Annotated in this window: 17 protein-coding genes; 6 read left to right on the forward strand and 11 right to left on the reverse strand. The window is 44.3% G+C overall.

Going from position 1 to position 19,110, the window contains the following annotated elements; genetic code table 11:
* Positions 1 to 174: 174 nt before the first annotated feature.
* The 5 genes from ftcD to BLR84_RS29205 form a co-directional block, all read right to left on the reverse strand.
* On the reverse strand, positions 175 to 1,833 hold the full coding sequence (ftcD, locus tag BLR84_RS29185) for a glutamate formimidoyltransferase (protein WP_090473796.1): 1,659 nt from the start codon (positions 1,831 to 1,833) through the stop codon (positions 175 to 177).
* A complete protein-coding gene (gene hutI, locus BLR84_RS29190) occupies positions 1,830 to 3,092 on the reverse strand; it encodes an imidazolonepropionase (protein ID WP_090473797.1) in 1,263 nt (420 codons plus the stop codon). Before hutI ends, ftcD begins: the two co-directional genes overlap by 4 nt.
* A 320-nt stretch (positions 3,093 to 3,412) precedes the next feature.
* Positions 3,413 to 5,086, reverse strand: coding sequence for a urocanate hydratase (gene hutU / locus BLR84_RS29195; protein ID WP_090473798.1), 1,674 nt, complete (start codon positions 5,084 to 5,086; stop codon positions 3,413 to 3,415).
* A complete protein-coding gene (hutH, locus tag BLR84_RS29200; RefSeq protein ID WP_090473799.1) occupies positions 5,064 to 6,623 on the reverse strand; it encodes a histidine ammonia-lyase in 1,560 nt (519 codons plus the stop codon). Before hutH ends, hutU begins: the two co-directional genes overlap by 23 nt.
* Positions 6,616 to 7,125 carry a MarR family winged helix-turn-helix transcriptional regulator gene (locus tag BLR84_RS29205; protein WP_090473800.1) on the reverse strand — a complete coding sequence of 170 codons (510 nt, stop codon included), beginning with the start codon at positions 7,123 to 7,125 and terminating at the stop codon, positions 6,616 to 6,618. The genes hutH and BLR84_RS29205 overlap by 8 nt, the downstream gene beginning before the upstream one ends.
* 231 nt (positions 7,126 to 7,356) lie before the next feature.
* On the opposite strand from BLR84_RS29205, the gene BLR84_RS29210 reads away from it, so the two are divergent.
* From BLR84_RS29210 to BLR84_RS29220, 3 genes are all read left to right on the forward strand, one after another.
* Positions 7,357 to 9,225: a patatin-like phospholipase family protein gene (locus BLR84_RS29210; RefSeq protein ID WP_090473801.1), complete on the forward strand. Its 1,869-nt coding sequence runs from the start codon at positions 7,357 to 7,359 to the stop codon at positions 9,223 to 9,225.
* A 41-nt stretch (positions 9,226 to 9,266) separates the two neighbouring features.
* Positions 9,267 to 10,112 carry a class I SAM-dependent methyltransferase gene (locus tag BLR84_RS29215; RefSeq protein ID WP_090473851.1) on the forward strand — a complete coding sequence of 282 codons (846 nt, stop codon included), beginning with the start codon at positions 9,267 to 9,269 and terminating at the stop codon, positions 10,110 to 10,112.
* 72 nt (positions 10,113 to 10,184) lie between these two features.
* Positions 10,185 to 10,946 carry a hypothetical protein gene (locus BLR84_RS29220; protein ID WP_090473802.1) on the forward strand — a complete coding sequence of 254 codons (762 nt, stop codon included), beginning with the start codon at positions 10,185 to 10,187 and terminating at the stop codon, positions 10,944 to 10,946.
* Positions 10,947 to 10,978: 32 nt separating this feature from the next.
* Here BLR84_RS29220 and BLR84_RS29225 read toward each other — a convergent pair whose 3' ends face one another.
* On the reverse strand, positions 10,979 to 11,515 hold the full coding sequence (locus BLR84_RS29225) for a YdeI/OmpD-associated family protein (RefSeq protein ID WP_255367076.1): 537 nt from the start codon (positions 11,513 to 11,515) through the stop codon (positions 10,979 to 10,981).
* Between the two features lie 149 nt (positions 11,516 to 11,664).
* Here BLR84_RS29225 and BLR84_RS29230 point away from each other — a divergent pair, with 149 nt between their 5' ends.
* Together BLR84_RS29230 and BLR84_RS29235 are read left to right on the forward strand one after the other, a co-directional pair.
* Positions 11,665 to 12,093 (forward strand): nuclear transport factor 2 family protein, encoded by a 429-nt coding sequence (locus BLR84_RS29230; protein WP_090473803.1) that lies wholly within the window; start codon positions 11,665 to 11,667, stop codon positions 12,091 to 12,093.
* A gap of 158 nt (positions 12,094 to 12,251) precedes the next feature.
* Positions 12,252 to 12,680 (forward strand): nuclear transport factor 2 family protein, encoded by a 429-nt coding sequence (locus BLR84_RS29235; RefSeq protein ID WP_090473804.1) that lies wholly within the window; start codon positions 12,252 to 12,254, stop codon positions 12,678 to 12,680.
* 56 nt (positions 12,681 to 12,736) lie between these two features.
* Here BLR84_RS29235 and BLR84_RS29240 read toward each other — a convergent pair whose 3' ends face one another.
* From BLR84_RS29240 to BLR84_RS29260, 4 genes are all read right to left on the reverse strand, one after another.
* Complete coding sequence (locus BLR84_RS29240; protein WP_090473805.1) at positions 12,737 to 13,396, reverse strand: GDSL-type esterase/lipase family protein; 660 nt, start codon at positions 13,394 to 13,396, stop codon at positions 12,737 to 12,739.
* 73 nt (positions 13,397 to 13,469) lie between these two features.
* A complete protein-coding gene (locus tag BLR84_RS29245; protein ID WP_090473806.1) occupies positions 13,470 to 13,964 on the reverse strand; it encodes a cytidine deaminase in 495 nt (164 codons plus the stop codon).
* A 650-nt stretch (positions 13,965 to 14,614) separates the two neighbouring features.
* Positions 14,615 to 16,510, reverse strand: coding sequence for a DNA topoisomerase IV subunit B (locus tag BLR84_RS29255; protein WP_090473808.1), 1,896 nt, complete (start codon positions 16,508 to 16,510; stop codon positions 14,615 to 14,617).
* A 313-nt stretch (positions 16,511 to 16,823) separates the two neighbouring features.
* The gene (locus BLR84_RS29260) at positions 16,824 to 17,513 is read right to left on the reverse strand and encodes a hypothetical protein (protein WP_090473809.1); all 690 of its coding nucleotides are present in this window, start codon (positions 17,511 to 17,513) and stop codon (positions 16,824 to 16,826) included.
* Positions 17,514 to 17,812: 299 nt separating this feature from the next.
* On the opposite strand from BLR84_RS29260, the gene BLR84_RS29265 reads away from it, so the two are divergent.
* The gene (locus BLR84_RS29265; protein WP_090473810.1) at positions 17,813 to 18,106 is read left to right on the forward strand and encodes a GNAT family N-acetyltransferase; all 294 of its coding nucleotides are present in this window, start codon (positions 17,813 to 17,815) and stop codon (positions 18,104 to 18,106) included.
* Between the two features lie 135 nt (positions 18,107 to 18,241).
* Here the strand turns inward: BLR84_RS29265 and BLR84_RS29270 are convergent, their stop codons facing one another.
* Positions 18,242 to 19,009, reverse strand: coding sequence for an SDR family NAD(P)-dependent oxidoreductase (locus BLR84_RS29270; RefSeq protein ID WP_090473811.1), 768 nt, complete (start codon positions 19,007 to 19,009; stop codon positions 18,242 to 18,244).
* Between the last annotated feature and the right edge of the window lie 101 nt (positions 19,010 to 19,110).

Below are 19,110 nucleotides of genomic sequence, written 5' to 3' on the forward strand. Positions count from 1 at the left end.
AATGTGAGTCACTAACTCGGAGCGAAGCTTAGTTTACCCTGCTTCTTGCTCAATCAAATAGTCCAATATAATAATTATGCTAATCTAAAGGAGCGGAGCGTGGCAATCTCATCCCAGGTAGAGGTGCGCGAGGAGATTGCTTCGTCGTTCCTCCTCGCAATGACATATTTTTATTTACACTCCTATCTTCCCGTTCACCAGTTCAATAACTTCTGCTTCCAGCGCAATCGACTTACGTTCAATATCATTGCCTTTTGCAATTATATCAGTCACAAAATCTTTATCCTTATAGCCGGAAGCATTGATCTTTACGTTCATAAAAGCCCCTAGAACGGCAGTACGGGCACAAAGGGCAGCAACACCGGCGTCAGTTACCGAATTGGGGTTACCGATCTCTGCCATAGCCTTGATCACTTCCATACTGTTCAATGCAACCTGCATCACTTTAAACGGTACTTCAATAGCGTATTTGGTAGCATCCTGTATAGCTTTATTTCTTGCGGCTTTTTCCTCTGATGTCGATTTTGGTAAACCAAATGATTCCATGATGCGGTTAAACGCGGTTGTATCCAGATCAACGAGGCGAATGAGTTCATCTTTATAAACCTGTGCTTTTTCGGCCCAGTTACTAAATTCCTCCCAGCGATCATCCCAGCCTTTTTTATGCGAGCTGAGGTTAGCCACCATCCCCGCCAACGAAGCTCCTAAAGAACCAACATAAGCAGAGATAGAACCACCACCCGGAGCAGGGCTTTCACTGGCTGTTTCATCGGCAAACTCCACTAGGCTCATGCTTACCAATTTGCTGGCAGCTTTATCTTTCAACAGATATTCAATAATACGTTCCTCGGGGATAAAAGGTCCAAGTTCATCCAGTCCCATGGATTTAATGGCAATCCGAATCAGTTCTTTTTCACTCACGCCCACCGAGCGTTTTTGTTTCTGCAGAAAGTATTTACCAGCATCCAGCATGGCTTTCAGCGGTATCAATCCCACCAATTCGCTACCGGTAACCCGGATGCCGCGCGCATTGGCCTTATCACAAACTTCATCAAAGGCTTTATGTACGGGTGTTATTTCGATATTGGTCAAATTCATCGAAATCTGGGCAATGCCGTACTCTTCAATATACCAACCGATAGCTTTTACCGCTTTCAATGAACCGGGGATGTTTTTGGGTTTGCCAGCCTCGTCGTTTACCGTACGACCCGCTTCGCGCACATCAAAAGCAATGGCATTTGCCCTGCGGGTTGATGTGGTGTTCAAATTCACATTATAAGCCACCAGGAAATCGCGCGCACCAATTACCGTAGCCCCCCGTTTTACATCATTCTCTGCCGGACCAAAATCGGGAGCCCATTCCGGCAGTTTGATCTTCTTGAAAAAGCCTTCATACTCGCCAGCCCTGATCACCGACAAATTGCTGCGGCTTTTATTGGGCTGCGCCTGCTCGTACAAATAAACCGGGATCTGTAATTCTTCGCCAACACGTTTAGCCAACTGGCGCGCGTACTCCGCAGTTTCTTCCATGCTGATATTACTGATGGGTATCAGCGGACAAACATCAGTTGCCCCCATCCGTGGATGTTCGCCTTTTTGTTTGCTCATATCGATCAGTTCACCGGCCTTTTTTAAAGCAAGGAAAGCTGCCTGTATCACCTTCTCTGGTTCGCCTACAAAAGTTACCACGGTCCGGTTAGTAGCCTTACCGGGATCAACATTCAGCAGACGCACGCCTTCTACAGACTCTACTTCATTAGTGATCTGTTTGATAATATCAAGGTTTACACCTTCACTAAAATTCGGAACGCATTCAATTAGTTTCTGGCTCATTGGTTTAGTATTTTATTTGTCCATTGGTTGATATCGTTCATTTGTTCACCAGCCGTCCACACTTGATCCGGTTTTAATTTCCCCTGGTGATATAATATCTCGCGGTAATCATCGCATGGATAAGCTTGCATATCGGCCAGCTTATTTTTGATCAATATACCGCGGTCGTTTAATTTTAATGCTGATGCCGCCCGGAAAGTCAACCCTGCAAATACTTCAGCTGCGCACAATTTTTCGGCAGCGCCCATTACGGCAGCTTGCATCAGCAGATCGCCCATCGGGGCCGAGCCGGGGTTCCAGTCGCTGGCAATAGCCAGGCAGGCCCCGGCATCCAGTAGTTTACGGGCAGGCGCATAGGCCATTCCCAATCCCAAAGATGCACCCGGCAAAGTTACGGCTACGGTATCAGATTGCGCCAGCATATTTATTTCCCGATCTGTACTGGCTTCCAGATGATCCGCCGAAACCGCCCTTGCTTTAACAGAAACTTCACTGCCGCCGGTAGTAAACTGATCAGCATGAACAGTTACTTCAAAGCCCATTTGCTTGGCTTTGGCCAGGTAGTTCAGCGCATCGCTGATATTAAAAGCGCTCTCTTCAATAAATATATCAACACGGTTTGCCAGGCGCTGTTGTTTAATAACCGGTAACAGATTTTGCAAAACATGGTTGAGGTATTCGGAATGGGTTCCATCAAAATCTTTGGGCAGCATATGTGCAGCGAGACAAGTTGACACCAGGCTCGCTCGGGTTTTATCGGCAGCTGATTTGATGGTTCTTAACTGTTTTAATTCGGCATCAATACCTAAACCGTAGCCGCTTTTTACTTCGATAGTGGTAACCCCTTCTACCAGATGCCGTTGTACCCGATTTAAAAGCAGATTAGTTAAAGTGGCCTCATCAGCTGCACGGGTTTGGGTAACCGAATCCCAGATACCGCCACCTGCTTTGGCTATTTCCAGGTAGGTTTTACCCGCTGTACGCAGCGCATAATCCTTTGCCCGGCTGCCTGCAAAACAGATGTGCGTATGGCAATCCACAAAGCCCGGCAACAATACCTGATCACCGGTAATTTCTTCAATTTGTACTGATGGGTTAGTGACTCGTAATTGCTCAAAATCGTCAACAGCCATAATCAGCCCATCATCAACCAGCACGCCCCCCTGCGAAATGATCTGCAATTGCTCATCCTTTAAAGCACCTTTTAAAGGAAGCCCCCCCAATGGTAGTATTTGAGTAAATGGACCTATTAGTTTCATTTTTTAAGCTTTGAGTAATGAGTTCCCTAACTTAACGTGAGTTCGGGATAAGAAATGCAAACCTGATCCCGATGTCTGCTATGTTAAAATTGGGTTTACATGGTTTACACTTTTTATGGTTTACATTTTTTTATATTATTGATAATCAATTGATTAATTTGTTTCATATCAAAAAAAACGGTTTACAGTGTAAACCATAAATAATGGAGTTTACATTGATCAGCTTTAAGCAAAGTATTCAGGTAGCCTTTAAATAACCTGAGCTGCTTACTCCGGGCTCAGGCTAATTTAAAACTCATCACTCAAAACTTTGGACTTTTTTACCACACCTTCAATCCAAACTTATCCGCCCATTCCTGCGCTTTATCATAACCGGCATCGGCATGGCGGAAAATACCCATCGCAGGGTCATTGTGCAAAACACGTTTAAGGCAAGTGGCGGCGCGATCCGTACCGTCGGCCAAAACAACCATACCTGCATGCTGGGAGTAGCCCATACCTACTCCGCCACCATGATGGAACGAGATCCAGGTTGCCCCGCCTGATGCATTAGCCATCAGGTTAAGCAGCGGCCAGTCGGATACCGCATCTGATCCATCTTTCATGGATTCTGTTTCGCGGTTTGGCGACGCAACCGAGCCGCAATCCAAGTGATCACGACCGATGACTATCGGACCTTTTACCTTACCCGTTTTTACCAGTTCATTAAATAATAAGCCTGCCTTTTCCCTGTCGCCCATGCCCAGCCAGCAAATACGTGCCGGCAGGCCCTGGAAGGAGATCTTTTCCTGTGCATTTTTGAGCCATTTGATCAGTGGTTTATCTTCGGGGAATAATTCCATCAGTGCCCTATCCGTAGTAAAAATATCTTCCGGATCACCCGATAAGGCTACCCAGCGGAAAGGCCCTTTCCCCTCGCAAAACAGCGGACGGATATAGGCCGGGGTAAATCCGGGGAAGTTAAATGAATCAGGTTCACCTCCTTGTTTAGCAAACTCACGCAGGTTGTTACCATAGTCAAAGGTAATAGCACCTTTATTCTGCAATTGCAGCATCAGGCTTACATGACGGGCCATGCTTTTCAGCGATAGCCGTTTGTATTCCACCGCATCACTTTTTCGCAAGGTGGCAGCTTCTACCAGCGATAATCCATTAGGGATATAACCGTTCAAGGGGTCATGTGCCGATGTTTGATCGGTTAAAATATCAGGGATAATATTGTCTTTTAGTAAATGCTCCAACAGATCGCCGGCGTCCCTTACCAAGCCTACCGAAAGGGTTTCTTTTTTGGCGATAGCTTCCTTTACCCAGGCAATAGCCTCCTCATACGAGTGGGTTATTCTGTCGATGTATTGTGTATCTACCCGTTTTTGGATACGCGTGGCATCAACATCGGCACCTAAAAAAACACCGCCGGCCATAGTAGCGGCTAATGGCTGAGCGCCCCCCATGCCGCCTAAACCCGCGCTTACGATGAGTTTACCGGTCAGGTCGCCGTTAAAATGCTGATTGCCGCATTCTACAAAGGTTTCGTACGTACCTTGTAAAATACCTTGTGTACCAATATAGATCCAGCTACCAGCGGTCATCTGGCCGTACATCATCAAACCTTTGGCACGCAGTTCATTAAAATGCTCCCAATTGGCCCAGGCAGGCACCAGGTTACTATTAGCTATCAATACACGTGGTGCTTCGGGGTGGCTACGTACAATGCCTACCGGTTTACCCGATTGGATCAGCAGTGAATGGTATTCATCCAACTCCAGTAATAACTCAATAATTTTCCGGAGCGATTCCGGATTACGTGCTGCCTGACCGATTCCGCCGTAAACCACCAGCTCCTCTGGGTTTTCGGCCACCTGACCATCCAGGTTGTTGAGCAGCATGCGTAATGGCGCTTCTGTTTGCCAGCTTTTAGCATGCAGTTGCATACCGCGTGGTGCTTTGTACACCGGGTGGTTGGCGTAGGTTTTAATAAATTCCGAACTCGTCATGGCTGAGATTGATTTGGTGATGAATAGCTGTTTCGTTGGCAATGGCCAGCAAAGAGCCCTTAGTGATCAGTTGATGTAAGTTATTGATATCGTCTGCAAAAACACGATCGTCCTGTATATGGGGCACATGCTCCCTTACCTTGGCATGAATGGCCTCAATAACCGGGGTTGATTTTAATGGCCGCCTGAAATCAACTGCCTGCGCGGCGTACAGCAATTCAATGGCCTGTATATATTCCAGGTTATCAATTACCTGGTGCAGTTTGCGCCCGCTGATAGAACCCATGGATACATGATCTTCCTGACCTAAAGAGGTAGGCACACTGTCGGCACTGGCCGGAAAACACAGGGTTTTATTTTCGGTGACAAGCGCCGCAGTGGTATATTGAGGGATCATTAAACCGGAATTTAGCCCGGCATCCTGCGTAAGCAGTTTGGGCAGGCCATAACGGCCCTCACTCATGAGGTAGCAGCGACGGTCGGCAATATTGCCCAGTTCGGCAGCGGCAACGGTGGCATAATCCAGCGGCAAAGCCAATGGCTGTCCGTGGAAATTGCCTCCGCTAATGGTATCATCGGCATTAAAAATAACGGGGTTATCCGTTACCGAATTGAGCTCTATCTCGGTCAACTCTTTCAGATGCAGCCAGGCATTGCGCGATGCGCCATGCACCTGCGGCATACACCGTAAAGAATACGGATCCTGTACCCTGTCGCAATTCACATGTGATGAATTGATCTCAGACCCGGTTAATAAAGTAAATAATCTATCTGCTACCATCTTTGTGCCTTTAAACGGACGGATGGCATGCAAACGCGCATCAAACGGTCGTGCCGAACCCATCAAGCCTTCTAATGACAGGGCTCCGATCAGATCGGCACGATTCAGGGCATCATCCAGGCGCTGCACTGCTTTTACGGCGAAGGCCAGTATAAATTGTGTACCGTTGATGAGTGCAAGCCCTTCTTTAGGGCCCAATATTAGGGGTTGCAGGTTGTACTTTTTTAGTAATTGCCCGGCTGGTATGCGTTCGTTATTTTCATATACCTCGCCCAAACCTATCAATGGCAAAAACAGGTGCGATAAGGGGGCTAGATCGCCAGAGGCGCCAACCGATCCTTTTTCGGGAACTACCGGGATAATATCATGATCAATATGCCAGATGATGCGCTGTAATGTTTCGGGTGCAACACCAGAGTAGCCCTGCGCCAATGCCTGCACCTTGGTGATCAGCATAAGCTTGGCAATTTCCTGCGGGATAGGGTTACCTACTCCTACGCTGTGACTTTTCAGGATATTGCATTGCAGCAGGCTGGTATCGGCTTCGGATATGCGGGTATCGCACAGCGGACCAAAGCCGGTATTGATACCATAAACCGGATGCTGGGCATGTACAATTTTTTCTACCTCGCGCCATGAAGCACGGATGGCTTTATCGGCATCAGCGTTAATAATACCTTTGGTTTTGCCGGCGGCTATATCCAGGCAAATGCCTATAGTTAAATGATCGGTACCATAATTAAATATACTATTCATGGTCGGTTGTTTTTAGATCGGTAATTAATTTCTGACTGATTACTTCGGCCAGGTTAGCCTGGCGAAAGGCAGTTTCCAGTCCAGTTATGGCAGGTAATAATTGTTTAGCCAGCTCATCGCTTTCAACCAGCTCAGTCATGGCGGCACTGATCGCATCCCACATGGGTAATATTTGCGTCAATAGCTCGCGGCCACTATCGGTAAGCGTTACCAGTTGCCTGCGGCCATCGTCGGTACAGGTAGCCGAAGTAACCAATTTGCGGTTTTTTAAATTGGTGATCAGCTGACTTGCAGCCGGGTGCGAAACCTCGATCTGCTCGCTCAATTCTTTGATCGATAGCGCTTCGTTTTTAGATAACAAATAAAAAACAGGAAACCAGCTGGCATCAAAATCAATACCTTCATTTTGATAGGCACGGTTAATTTCGGCCAGAAAAGCTTCGCTCAGGCGGCGTAAACGGCTGCCCAAAACCAGGTACCCCAGGCTTTGATATAAATTCATTGTGCAATTTATATAAGTGCTTATATAATTGCAAATTTTATTTTCAAAGCCTCACCCCGGCCCTCTCCAAAAGGAGAGGGAGCTAAAAACAATATGCAAAGCAAAGCCCTCTCCTTTGGAGAGGGTTGGGTGAGGTCAATACCGTGATAATACCCCTGTAAATAGGGTATTTTTACGTATACTGAAATGTTTTTTATTGCCTAATTTTACCTTAACCAAACCCATTACCTTATGGCAAATACCCCACCCGATAAGTTAGCCGAAAACAAACTCGAGGTTGATTGTATTAAACCGTTTGAAAACATAGCACTGGCATTTTCTGGCGGTGGCTTCCGCGCGGCCTCCTTCGCGTTAGGCGTATTATCATACCTGAATAAAGTAACATTTGACGACGATACTGACGGGCTTCACGGCCAGACGCTTTTGCAGCAGGTAAGCTATCTATCATCGGCATCGGGCGGCACTATTACCACTACTTTGTATGCCCTGTACAATGCGCAGGGTAAAACCTTTGGGCAATTTTATACTAAATTATCTGCCGGACTTAACGGCGACGATCTGCTGAGGCAATCATTAGAAATATTATCTGATAAAAAGCACTGGAAAAACAGACCGCAAAAAACCCGAAACATTATCAATTCCTTCGCGCTTGCGTATGACCAATATCTGTTTGACGGATCAACACTGGAAGCACTTTGTCACGGGGCATCGCCAACAGCCCACCTCCAGGAGGTTTGTTTCAACGCTACTGAATTTTATACCGGACAATCGTTCCGGCAAAATATCAAACTGGTTCCAGATAAGGGTACAGATGAACGATTTAAATATGGCAACGAAGTTATTTATGTGGATAGCTTAGTTGCCGGTAAAATAAAACTGGGCGATGTGCTGGCCGCGTCATCTTGTTTCCCGGCCGGGTTTGAGCCCATCATTTATCCTAACGACTATACGCATCAGCATTTAAATATCCACGACCTGAAAAACGCGCTGTCGCTGGTGCCACAAACCGGCGACAAGGAAGAGGCTGAATTTATACAACACAAACAATTTGGCCTAATGGACGGTGGTATTACAGATAACCAGGGTCTGCAAAGTATGATGGAAGCCGATGGCCGCCGGCTTGACAAAAAAACCAGCTTCCCGTATTTTGAACTGATGCTGGTGAACGATGTGGGCAGTCATTATATACACCCATATGTATTACCTAAGATAAGCAAAGGCTTTGAGCTGAACCTCTGGGGTGTATTTTATATTACCGCCGCCATTTTACTCGCTGCTTTAACCGGAGTTTGGTATGGAATAAGCCATCACAGCACATCCTGGGTAATCGCCGGTGCTTTATTTATACCTATTCCCTTTATATGGGTATCCGGCGTATTATATGTAAGGCACCAGTTATTTAGTGTGTCAAAAGCGTCGGCTGGAATGGACTTAAAACGCAACTTTACCGAACAGATCATCCATATACTGGTCAGTTTTTTTTCCAAAACATCCATCAGCCTTATTATACATATGCTCAATACCCGGGCGCAATCTGTACTGATGCTTAACACCAGTATATTTTTAAAACGCATCAGGCAATTGCTTTATGATAAGTTTTATGGGAGCACCCAGTGGAATAACCGTGGTAAAGGCAACCACGTTTATGACCTTTCTTTCTCCAATGATATTAACCGCAACCAGGGGAATAGTCAATACATGACCACACCATCATCACTCGCCCCCAGTACCGATATGCAGATAGTAGCTCAAACCGCCTATAATATGGGCACCACATTATGGTTCGATAAAAAATCGGCCGAACAACAACATACGGAGGCCTGCCTGGTAGCCTGCGGACAGTTTACCACCTGCTATAATCTGCTGGAATATATAGACCGGCTGCTGGATAAAAACACCGGTACTCCCTATGATGATAAATACGAAAACCGCCTGCTTAAACTCAAAGCCCAAATGACTGCGAATTATGAACATTTTAAAACTGATCCGTTTTTCCTGTACAATACATCAGGCACCGATTATCAGATACCGGGCTTTAAACCCATCAAAATGATCGATATCCCCTTTCCAAAAAATTGGAAGGAGAAGAAGAAACCATAAATACTGCCATACAAACTTACCTGAACCACAGAAAAAAACAGATGGAAAAACAACTTGAACAAATACGCGAACAGCAAAAAGAGTCATGGAATAAATTTTCATCAGGCTGGAAAAAATGGGACGATCTTACAATGGATTTTTTAAAGCCCGTGGGTGCTGAAATTATCCGATCGATCAGCCCCGAAAATGGTCAGGTAATTTTGGATGTGGCCGGAGGAACCGGAGAACCTGGATTGACTATTGCAGGTATGCTGAATGGTGGAAAAGTGATCATCACCGATCTGTCACAGGATATGCTGGATATAGCCCGCGAAAACGCTGATCAAAAAAATATTAAAAATGTTGAATTTAAGGCCTGTGATGTTTGCGAGCTTCCATTTGCAGATAATACATTTGATGCTATAAGTTGTCGATTTGGGTTTATGTTTTTCCCTGATATGTTGCTGGCAGCCAAAGAAATGGCTCGGGTACTTAAGCCCGGCGGCAAAATTGCCACCTCGGTTTGGAATGTTCCCGAAAAAAATTTCTGGATTACCGCCACTATGGGCACCATCAATAAAAACATGGAACTGCCCGCTCCTCCGCCCGGCGCACCAGGCATGTTTCGCTGTGCCAAGGATGGTCTTATTGCTGATCTGTTTTCCCAGGCTGGATTAAAAAATATTACCCAGAAAGAGATTACCGGAAAACTTAATTGCCAAACAACCGATACCTACTGGATTATGATGACCGAGATAGCTGCCCCAATTGTTGCTGCATTAAGCAAAGCAGATGAGGCAACAAAAGAAAAAATAAAAACAGAGGTTTATCATGCTATAGATCAAAGATATCCCGCAGGAGATGTGGTGATGGATTCCAGTGCGCTGGTAATTTATGGTGAGAAATAATATAAGAAATGATTGTAACTGGGTCAAATTTTAATAAGTAAATTATTTCAACTTTTATTAAATCCTGATCTTATGCCAAAAGATGAAACAAAAGATACGGACAACGGTACCGGACAAACCAACAAACCACTTTTTTCCAATACTGTAAGTGCCTGGATAGGAGTAATTACCTCGGTGATCACTATTATATTGACCATTTACACTACTTCGAACAAAGTTCGCTTAGATCAGCTCGAAACCGACTTTAAAGACCGCTCCACAAAGGTGGAAGAATCAAAGGAACGGGTTGAGCGCTATAAATGGGTTTACAGTCTTTATAACGACCTGAATGATGTTGATAAGCGAAAAAAAAACTTCACCGTTGGCTTAATAACACTCGCGTTAACTGATGTGGAATCAAAAAAACTGTTTTCGGCCCTCCAAACCTCCAGCGATACTGTATTGCAGAGCGTAGGCCAAAGCGGGCTCAAAGCTTTAAAAGCAATAGGCAATGAAGATATAACTGCCCTGGTATCAAAGATCGACACTTCAAGCTCTGCCGACAGGATAAAAGCTGTAGGCGAACTTGAAAATAAATATGCTTCATCCTCACCTGCCATAACTATGGTGCTAAATTTATACAACCCGGATAATATAACAACGCTTTCGCCCGATGGTATTATTAACGGACTATACTATTTAAACCGTACCAATGCCAAAGTTTGGAATAAGCAGCAAATTAAACAAGGACAGGATGCTGCTGTTAGAATTGCTGGCCTAAACCCCGGCAAAAATACCAGTAAAGAATTGGCTAATTTCAAATCATTATTAACACTTGCTGCAACGGGCCAATAGGGTGCTTTAAACATCCGATACTTCTGAAGGAGCTATTCCCTTGCCTTTTTCAAGGCCCTTAGCATTTCGGAATAACCCTGGTGACGTAGCATAGCCTCTATGGTATTGGCTATGCGGTTAGCACGCGTATTTTCGGTTTTGGCGCTATTGATCCATTTAATAAAATAGTCGCGATGGCCTTGTGGCAGGGTAAAAAAGAAATCATTGGCCTCGGGTTCAAAATCAAAACACTCCTGCAGATCGGCCGGAACCTCAACCTTATAATCATTATCAGGCTCCAAACGTACCCGCAACATAGCACCCCTGTGTTTGTGTAAGCCTTTACATATTTCCCGTTTTAGGGCCATAATAAAGTTGCCTTCGCCCATGGGCATCAGGGCCATACCGGCAATGGGCATCTCGTCCAGTTTACCCTTTACCCTGAATGATTTTTTATTACCGGGCTTCATTTGCTGGGCCAGATCGGCAGGAATTTCAATATAGGTCCAGCCGGTTTTTTCTCCTTGTTCTGCAAATTGCAAAATAATGGTGTTAAAATCAATCATAGCGGAGTTTAAGGCGGCTTCCATTGCTAAGAATCTAAAGAAACCAGTAATATATTAAATTTATGTTAAATCAACAAAATTTTTAACATAATCTGTAACGTAAGGCATATTGCTGATGTCTTATGAGTATAAAAATTAATTAATAATAATAAACAACCTTAAATAGCAATACAATGAAAACTTTAAAATCAATATTATTAGGCTTAACTTTATTAGTAGTAGCCACTGTTGCCAAAGCAACCACCTATACCGAAGGTGAAAATTTAACAAAAAATTATGCTATCAGCACATACATCGACGCCATGACCCATGGTAAATTAAAAGGCCTTAGTGAAGTGATTGATCAGGATGCTAAATTCAGCATGTTACGCGGTAAAACCGTTTTGAACTTTAGCAAAGATGAGATGATCCAATCATTAAACGCCTCTAAAGGTACCGAGCAAACCTGCACCACTACTACATCAGTAGTTGAAAGCAACGAAGCTATTGCCGTTATCAAAGTTGATATGCAATATGAAGGCTTTACCCGCAGCAACTTTGTAACCGTATCAAATACTGGCAAAGGCTGGAAAATCACTAACGTGTACAGCGTTTTTAAATAAGAGTTTAGTTTTAGTTTAGTGTTAATATGTAAGTAGAGAGCCCCGCCCAGCGGGGCTTTTTATTTTTATTGGTATTTATTGATTTTTCTTGTAACGTATTGAAAATAAGTGTTGTCTTATAGATATAATTTAATCATTGATCAAACAACAACAACAATATGAAAACCTTAAAATCAATAATACTCGGCTTTGCACTACTGGTGGTAGGCAGCGCCGCCAAAGCCATCCCTTATGGTGACGGCGACAATTTAACCAGAACCTTTGCCATCAACACCTATGTTGATGCCATGACCCGCGGTAAATTACAGGGGCTGAACGATGTGGTAGATCAAAATGCCAAATTCAGCCTGTTAAGCGGTAAAAAGATCGTAACCTTTACCCGCGACGAAATATTTCAATCCATAAGACTCAACAAAAATGTGGAACAGGATTGTACTACCAGCACCACCATTATTCAAAGCAACTCCGATATAACCGTTGTAAAAGTTGATATGCAGTATGAAAAGTTTGTACGCAGCAATTATGTAACCATTGCCAATACCGGCAAAGGCTGGAAAATCACCAACGTGTACAGTGTATTTAAATAGAACTTGGTTTAGTGTAATAGTTCAAGTAGATGAGAGCCCCGCCAGTCGGGGCTTTTTTATTTCACCATAGGCTGTAAAACCGACTGCCATTTATCATATCCCTTATTATTTAAATGCAGGTAATCACTTTTGAATAAACTGGAATCGGGTGTGGTGGTGCCCGGTTTATAAATTACGTTAACCAGGTCAACAAAATGGCTATTGGGCTTATTTGTAAGATACGTTTTTATCAACTCATTGGCCTGTGCCACTGTTGCATAATATTTGGCCCGAACCGGGCTTGGTTTTATGGACAGGTAGTAGATCTCGGTTTTAGGTAATTTTTGGTGCAGCAGGGGCCATAATTTAGCAAACTCCTTTGCCACAAACGGAGCAGATTTACCCTCGGCAATGTCATTTTCGCCGGCGTAAATAAATATTTTGCGTGGCTGATATGGGAAAAGGATATATGGGGTATAATAATCAACCAATTGCTCCAATGTTGAACCGCCTACACCCCGCTTAATGATAGGCTCAGCAGGAAAACGCTGTTCCAGATCGCTCCATAAGCGGATGGATGAACTGCCGATGAACAGTATCCCGCCCGGTTTAGGGAAGCTTAAACTATCCTGGTGTTTAAAAGCCCGGATCTCGTTATCAAACGGAAAACCCTGTTGTGCAGATACTTTGCCTATAAAAGTACAGGCAGCTAAAAACAAAAACAATTTCAGTTTCATGGTGCTAAGATAAGTCTTGAGTCTAAAGTCAAAAGTCTGTTTTTGTCTTTCACTTTAGACTTAATACTTCAGACTATTGACTTGATATTAGTCGTTCTTCAAAAAATAAAAATGGTAGTTGGTTCTCGATACCTTTTATTACCCATACCGGGCCACCCTCCACAAACAATAAAATTTTGATGGCTTTGTTCTGTTTTTTTTCAACTTCGGCCAGTACCTGCAGGCATGATCCACAGGAGGTTACGGGCTTGGTGAGCATAAATTCATCTGTTTGGGCGGTAACCGCCATGGCCACAACCGGGTCATTCGGGTGATTGGCACCCCAGTAAAACAGGGCCACCCGCTCAGCACACAGGCCCGAAGGATAGGCTACGTTTTCCTGGTTGCTGCCATAAATAATTTTACCACTTTGTAAACGCAGGGCTGCCCCTACCCGGAACTTTGAATATGGTGAATGTGAATTTTTTAATGCTTCGGTTGCCTCCAGGCACAACTCGCGGTCGGCGGTGGGCAGTTCTTTTAACGAATCATATTCATCAAAAGCTATTTTTATTTCATGGTTGGTCATAAATATTCATCCGCATAAAAAGCGGGGGAAACAAGATAAGGATTTTTTAACAGGATTAAAAAATTTGACAGGATTTATTAGATCCCGCTTACCTAACCTATCCTCCAAAAACTTTTTAAACCTTTAATTTTAACAAATTTCTGATCAAAAACAGGGTAAAATGGACTCAAAATCGTTCAAAAAACCCTCATTTTAACACTTTTTAACAAATTTTAACACAGTTTTGAGCAGTTTTGAAAGCTTTAAAAAGTATTAAAATATTGATTATCAAATAACTACACATCAAATACTCTGTTTTTGACCTTGTTTTGGTCTTAACAAAACAGCCCGGCTTTCTTAAAAAAGAAGCCGGGCTGGTGTTTATATAAAGATACGAAAAATCGGGGAGAATATTTCAGGTCATGCCGAACTTGTTTCGGCATCCCATAGGTCTGTGTACAACGGGGTGGTTAAATGTCCTGAGGGATCCTGAAACAAGTTCAGGATGACATAGCTGATTATGTCAATATCGCCCGCAAATGTTTGTCGTCCTGAGCGGAGCGAAGGATCTATCTCCATGCTTATCCAAGAAGATGCTTCAACCATCCGCATGACAAGCAAAAGAGACGCATTACATGCGTCTCTTACAAAATTATATCGTTCGGCTAAGTTTACACGGCTACTGGCAGGGCCAGGGTTTCGGCTTCTTCTGCTACCAGCGGGTTGATACTTTCGTCGTCCTTTTCAACACGCAGGTTGTTAACGATGTGCAGCTGACGGGTCGGCGTATTTTTACCCATAAAATATTCCAGCAAGCCTTTGATGTTGGCATCTTTCAGGATCACCGGGTCAAGGCGGATATCCTTGCCAATGAACAAACCAAATTCCTCGGGCGATATTTCACCCAAACCTTTAAAGCGGGTTATCTCGGGTTTGTTGCCCAGTTTGGCAATGGCGTTGCGGCGTTCCTCGTCGCTGTAGCAATAAATAGTTTCCTTTTTGTTGCGCACCCTAAACAATGGCGTTTGCAGTATGGATACGTGACCGGCCTTCACCAGGTCGGGGAAAAATTGCAAAAAGAAGGTCATCAGCAGCAGGCGGATGTGCATACCATCCACATCGGCATCGGTAGCTATCACAATATTGTTATAACGCAGGCCGTCGATACCGTCCTCAATGTTCAGGGCGTGCTGCAGCAGGTTAAATTCTTCATTTTCGTAAACCACCTTTTTGGTTAGTCCGTAACAGTTTAGCGGCTTACCTTTTAAGCTGAATACGGCCTGGGTTTGTACATCGCGCGATTTGGTGATGGATCCGCTGGCCGAGTCACCTTCGGTGATAAACAGCGTGGTATCCTGGCGGCGTTCGTGCGTATCTTCAAAATGAAGCTTACAATCGCGCAGTTTACGGTTATGTAAGGATGCTTTTTTGGCGCGTTCATTGGCCAGTTTTTTGATACCGGCAATATCCTTACGCTCACGTTCCGATTGCAGGATACGTTTCAGCAATGAATCGGCCGCGGCAGGGTTTTTATGCAGGTAATTATCCAGTTCCTTTTTCAGGAAATCATTGATAAATCCACGCACAGATGGCCCTTCGGGACCAATATTTTGCGAACCCAGTTTGGTTTTGGTCTGCGATTCAAACACCGGCTCCTGTACTTTGATGGCGATAGCCGCTACGATAGAAGCCCGGATATCCGCAGCGTCAAATTCCTTTTTGTAAAACTCGCGTACGGTTTTTACTACGGCCTCGCGAAAAGCTGCCTGGTGCGTACCGCCCTGTGTGGTATTTTGTCCGTTCACAAAGGAGTAATATTCTTCACCGTAGGCCTGGCCGTGGGTCATGGCTATCTCAATGTCTTCGCCTTTAAGGTGAATGATGGGATAGCGCAGTGTTTCCACATCGGTATTGCGGGTAAGCAGATCATACAGTCCGCGTTCCGAAAAATATTTTTGACCGTTAAAATTGAGCGTTAAGCCCGAGTTGAGGAACACGTAATTCCAGATCATGCTTTCCACAAACTCCGGTATAAAGCGGTAATGACGGAAAATGGTATCGTCGGGTGTAAAATTAATGGCGGTACCGTTGCGCTGGGTAGTTTCCTTTTCAGCCTCATCACGGATCAGTTCGCCTTTGGCAAACTCGGCCTGTTTGGTGCGGCCATCGCGGTATGATTGTACAATGAATACATTGGATAGCGCGTTAACCGCCTTGGTACCTACACCATTTAAACCTACCGATTTCTGGAAGGCTTTGCTATCGTATTTACCACCGGTATTGATCTTGGATACGCAATCGATCACCTTGCCCAGGGGTATACCCCTGCCATAATCACGTACGGATACTTTATGATCGCTCATGCTTACCTCAATGGTTTTGCCCGATCCCATCACAAACTCATCAATCGAGTTATCGATGATCTCTTTGAGCAATACGTACACACCATCGTCATAAGCCGAGCCATCGCCCAGTTTACCGATGTACATACCAGGGCGTAAACGGATGTGTTCTTTCCAATCCAGCGAGCGGATACTATCTTCACTATAATTAACTGCGTCTGCCATTTATAAAGTAGATTTTTTAAACCAGTGCAAAAAATGCACTTAGCTGCAAAAATATGGTTTAAGTCCCGAACTTAGGATTCAAAACTGTCAACTTATTAACATTTGTGGTGGTTTTAACTCACCCGACATCGCTTCGGCTCCGCCGCAAAGAGGGTTTGGTTTTATGTACATATGTCATTTCGATAGAGCTGGATGGGATTGAGCGCAGGAGCGAAAGAGAAATCTTCTGCAGCGTAAAAAGTTTCAACTATATATCGAAGAAGATTTCTCCTCGTACCTCGTTCGAAATGACAATACTTCCGGGACTATTCCTTTACATTTTAAACTTCAGGCTGTTACCGGCTTTATCGATATTCTTAAAAAACTCGGGATCTTTTTCGTTAGCAAAGCAAACCATTAAAATGATGCCGGTATGGTTGCGCTGCAGGGTAATGAGCAGCGCGTATTTATAATGTTTGGTGGCAGGCAGGTCGAGCAGATTAAGCAAGTATGATTTACCGGCATCGGCATTGTAACGGTCGAGCACATTTTGCGGCATGTTACGTATAAAATAATTATTATCGCCGGTAAAGGCTATAGCATGTGCCTTGCCCATCTCTACGTACAAGGAATCGGGATTGGCCAACTGACGGCCTTTATCATTCTGCGACCGTTCATAACTGGCCCAGTTTTCTTTTTGTGATTTTACCTGGAACCATACTTCAAAGCCCTTCCCGGGCATTTCCATAGCATAATCAAAAGAAAAATCCTCGTTGTTGGTAGCTGGTATTTCTTTAAAACCTTTTGGGAACGTGAACGTGGCGCTGGCCTGTGCCAATAGCTGCAAAAACTCTTTAAATTGCTGGCTTCCCTGTACTGCAGGCTTAACCAATGTGGGTATTGGTTTCTTTTTAACCTTAGTTTTAGTATGCGGATGACTTACCTGCGCCCAGCCGCCTGTAACAAAAAACAAAAGCGCAAGCTGTAGTAATATGTGCTTATTTTGTTTCACAATGGCTTTCATTTTCTGGGAAGGTCCAAATCGCTTTAAGGTATTGTTATAAATATATAAATACAAATCAAAACTAATTAAATTTTTAAAGAAATGAACAACTTGCTAACTCCTTTTAGTTTTCCTGTATAGTCCCTGTACCAAACGTATTCCCGGCCCGTTTATTGAATGGCGCATAAAATATTATTCATTAAAGTTGTTTATTATTACGGTATCAAAGCTTGTTCGTAAATTAACTTAGATGAAATAAGGATATTTATGTTACCAAAACAGACGATGTATTTAAATTATTTAAATAATACTCAATAAACATGAAGTACGAAGATATTCCATTAATAAATAACGAGGCCATACATCATTTTGAACTCACGGTTGATGGCACCAGCTCTTTTATTGATTATAAGCTACGAGGTGATGTGGTATACCTGATACACACCGAAGTGCCCGAGGAAATGGAAGGCCAGGGTATTGCCGCGGCACTGGTTGAAAAAGCCTTTGTATACCTGGAGCAGCATAACCTGAAAATGGTACCCTTATGCGCTTACATACAGGCCTACCTGAAACGCCACCCCGAATGGACCAAACTAAGAGCAGTGTTCGAATGAATTGTGAGTGGAGAGTAGTGAATAGAGAGTGGTTGATTTACGAATGATAATTCGTCACCAACAGACCATCATATTAATGATCAAAATCTTAACATATAAATAACTACTCACCACTCCCTATTCACCACTCACCAATTAATAAGGTGATGCGCTAACCGCCGACCAGCCACCATCAACTACAATATTTTGCCCGGTGATCTGTGTGGCCTGCGGCGATACCAGGAATAGTACGGCATTAGCTACATCCTGCACGGTGCCCGGCCGGCCCATAGGTGTAATGCGCGACCAGGTATCTTTATAGCTGACATCCTCCATGGTGCGCTCGGTTAAGGTGGCGCCGGGGGCTACGGTATTTACGGTAATATGATAAGGCGACAATTCCACGACCAAACTTTTGGCCAGCATCTCGAGTCCGGCTTTGGTCATGCCGTAAGCAGCCAGATCCTGATGCGCCTGGTGTCCCGTTACCGACGACATAAACAGGATACTCCCTCCGCTTTTTTGTTTGATGATCTGTTTAGCAGTACGCTGCGCCAGGAAAAAACTGCCCTGCAAATTCAGGTTCATGACACTTTGCAATGATTGTGCCGGGTAATCCAGGAAACTGCCAAACAGGGTGATGCCCGCGTTGGCTATGGCTATGGTCAATTTGCCAAACTGCGTTATGGCGGTATCAACCATTTGCTGTATAAAATCAATATCAGCAGCATCGCCGGCCAGATCAATACAGTTACCGCCAAGTCTGTTGATGGTCTCCGCAGCGTTGGCGGCCAGTTCCGGGCTCACATCATTGATCAATACTGCCGCACCCTGCAGGGATATTTGCTTGGCAATTTCAAAACCAATGCCCTGCCCTGCTCCCGTTACAATGGCTACCTGCCCGGTAAAATTATTTGATGTCATATTTGGGTTCATAATCAATTCTTATTTCCAATTCCCCTCTTGAGAGGGGAAGCGTTGTTGCAGGGGTGTGTTCTGCGACTTGCCCCCTCCCCCCTCTCAGG

It is taken from the genome of Mucilaginibacter sp. OK268 (genome assembly GCF_900103125.1).
GTDB lineage: Bacteria > Bacteroidota > Bacteroidia > Sphingobacteriales > Sphingobacteriaceae > Mucilaginibacter.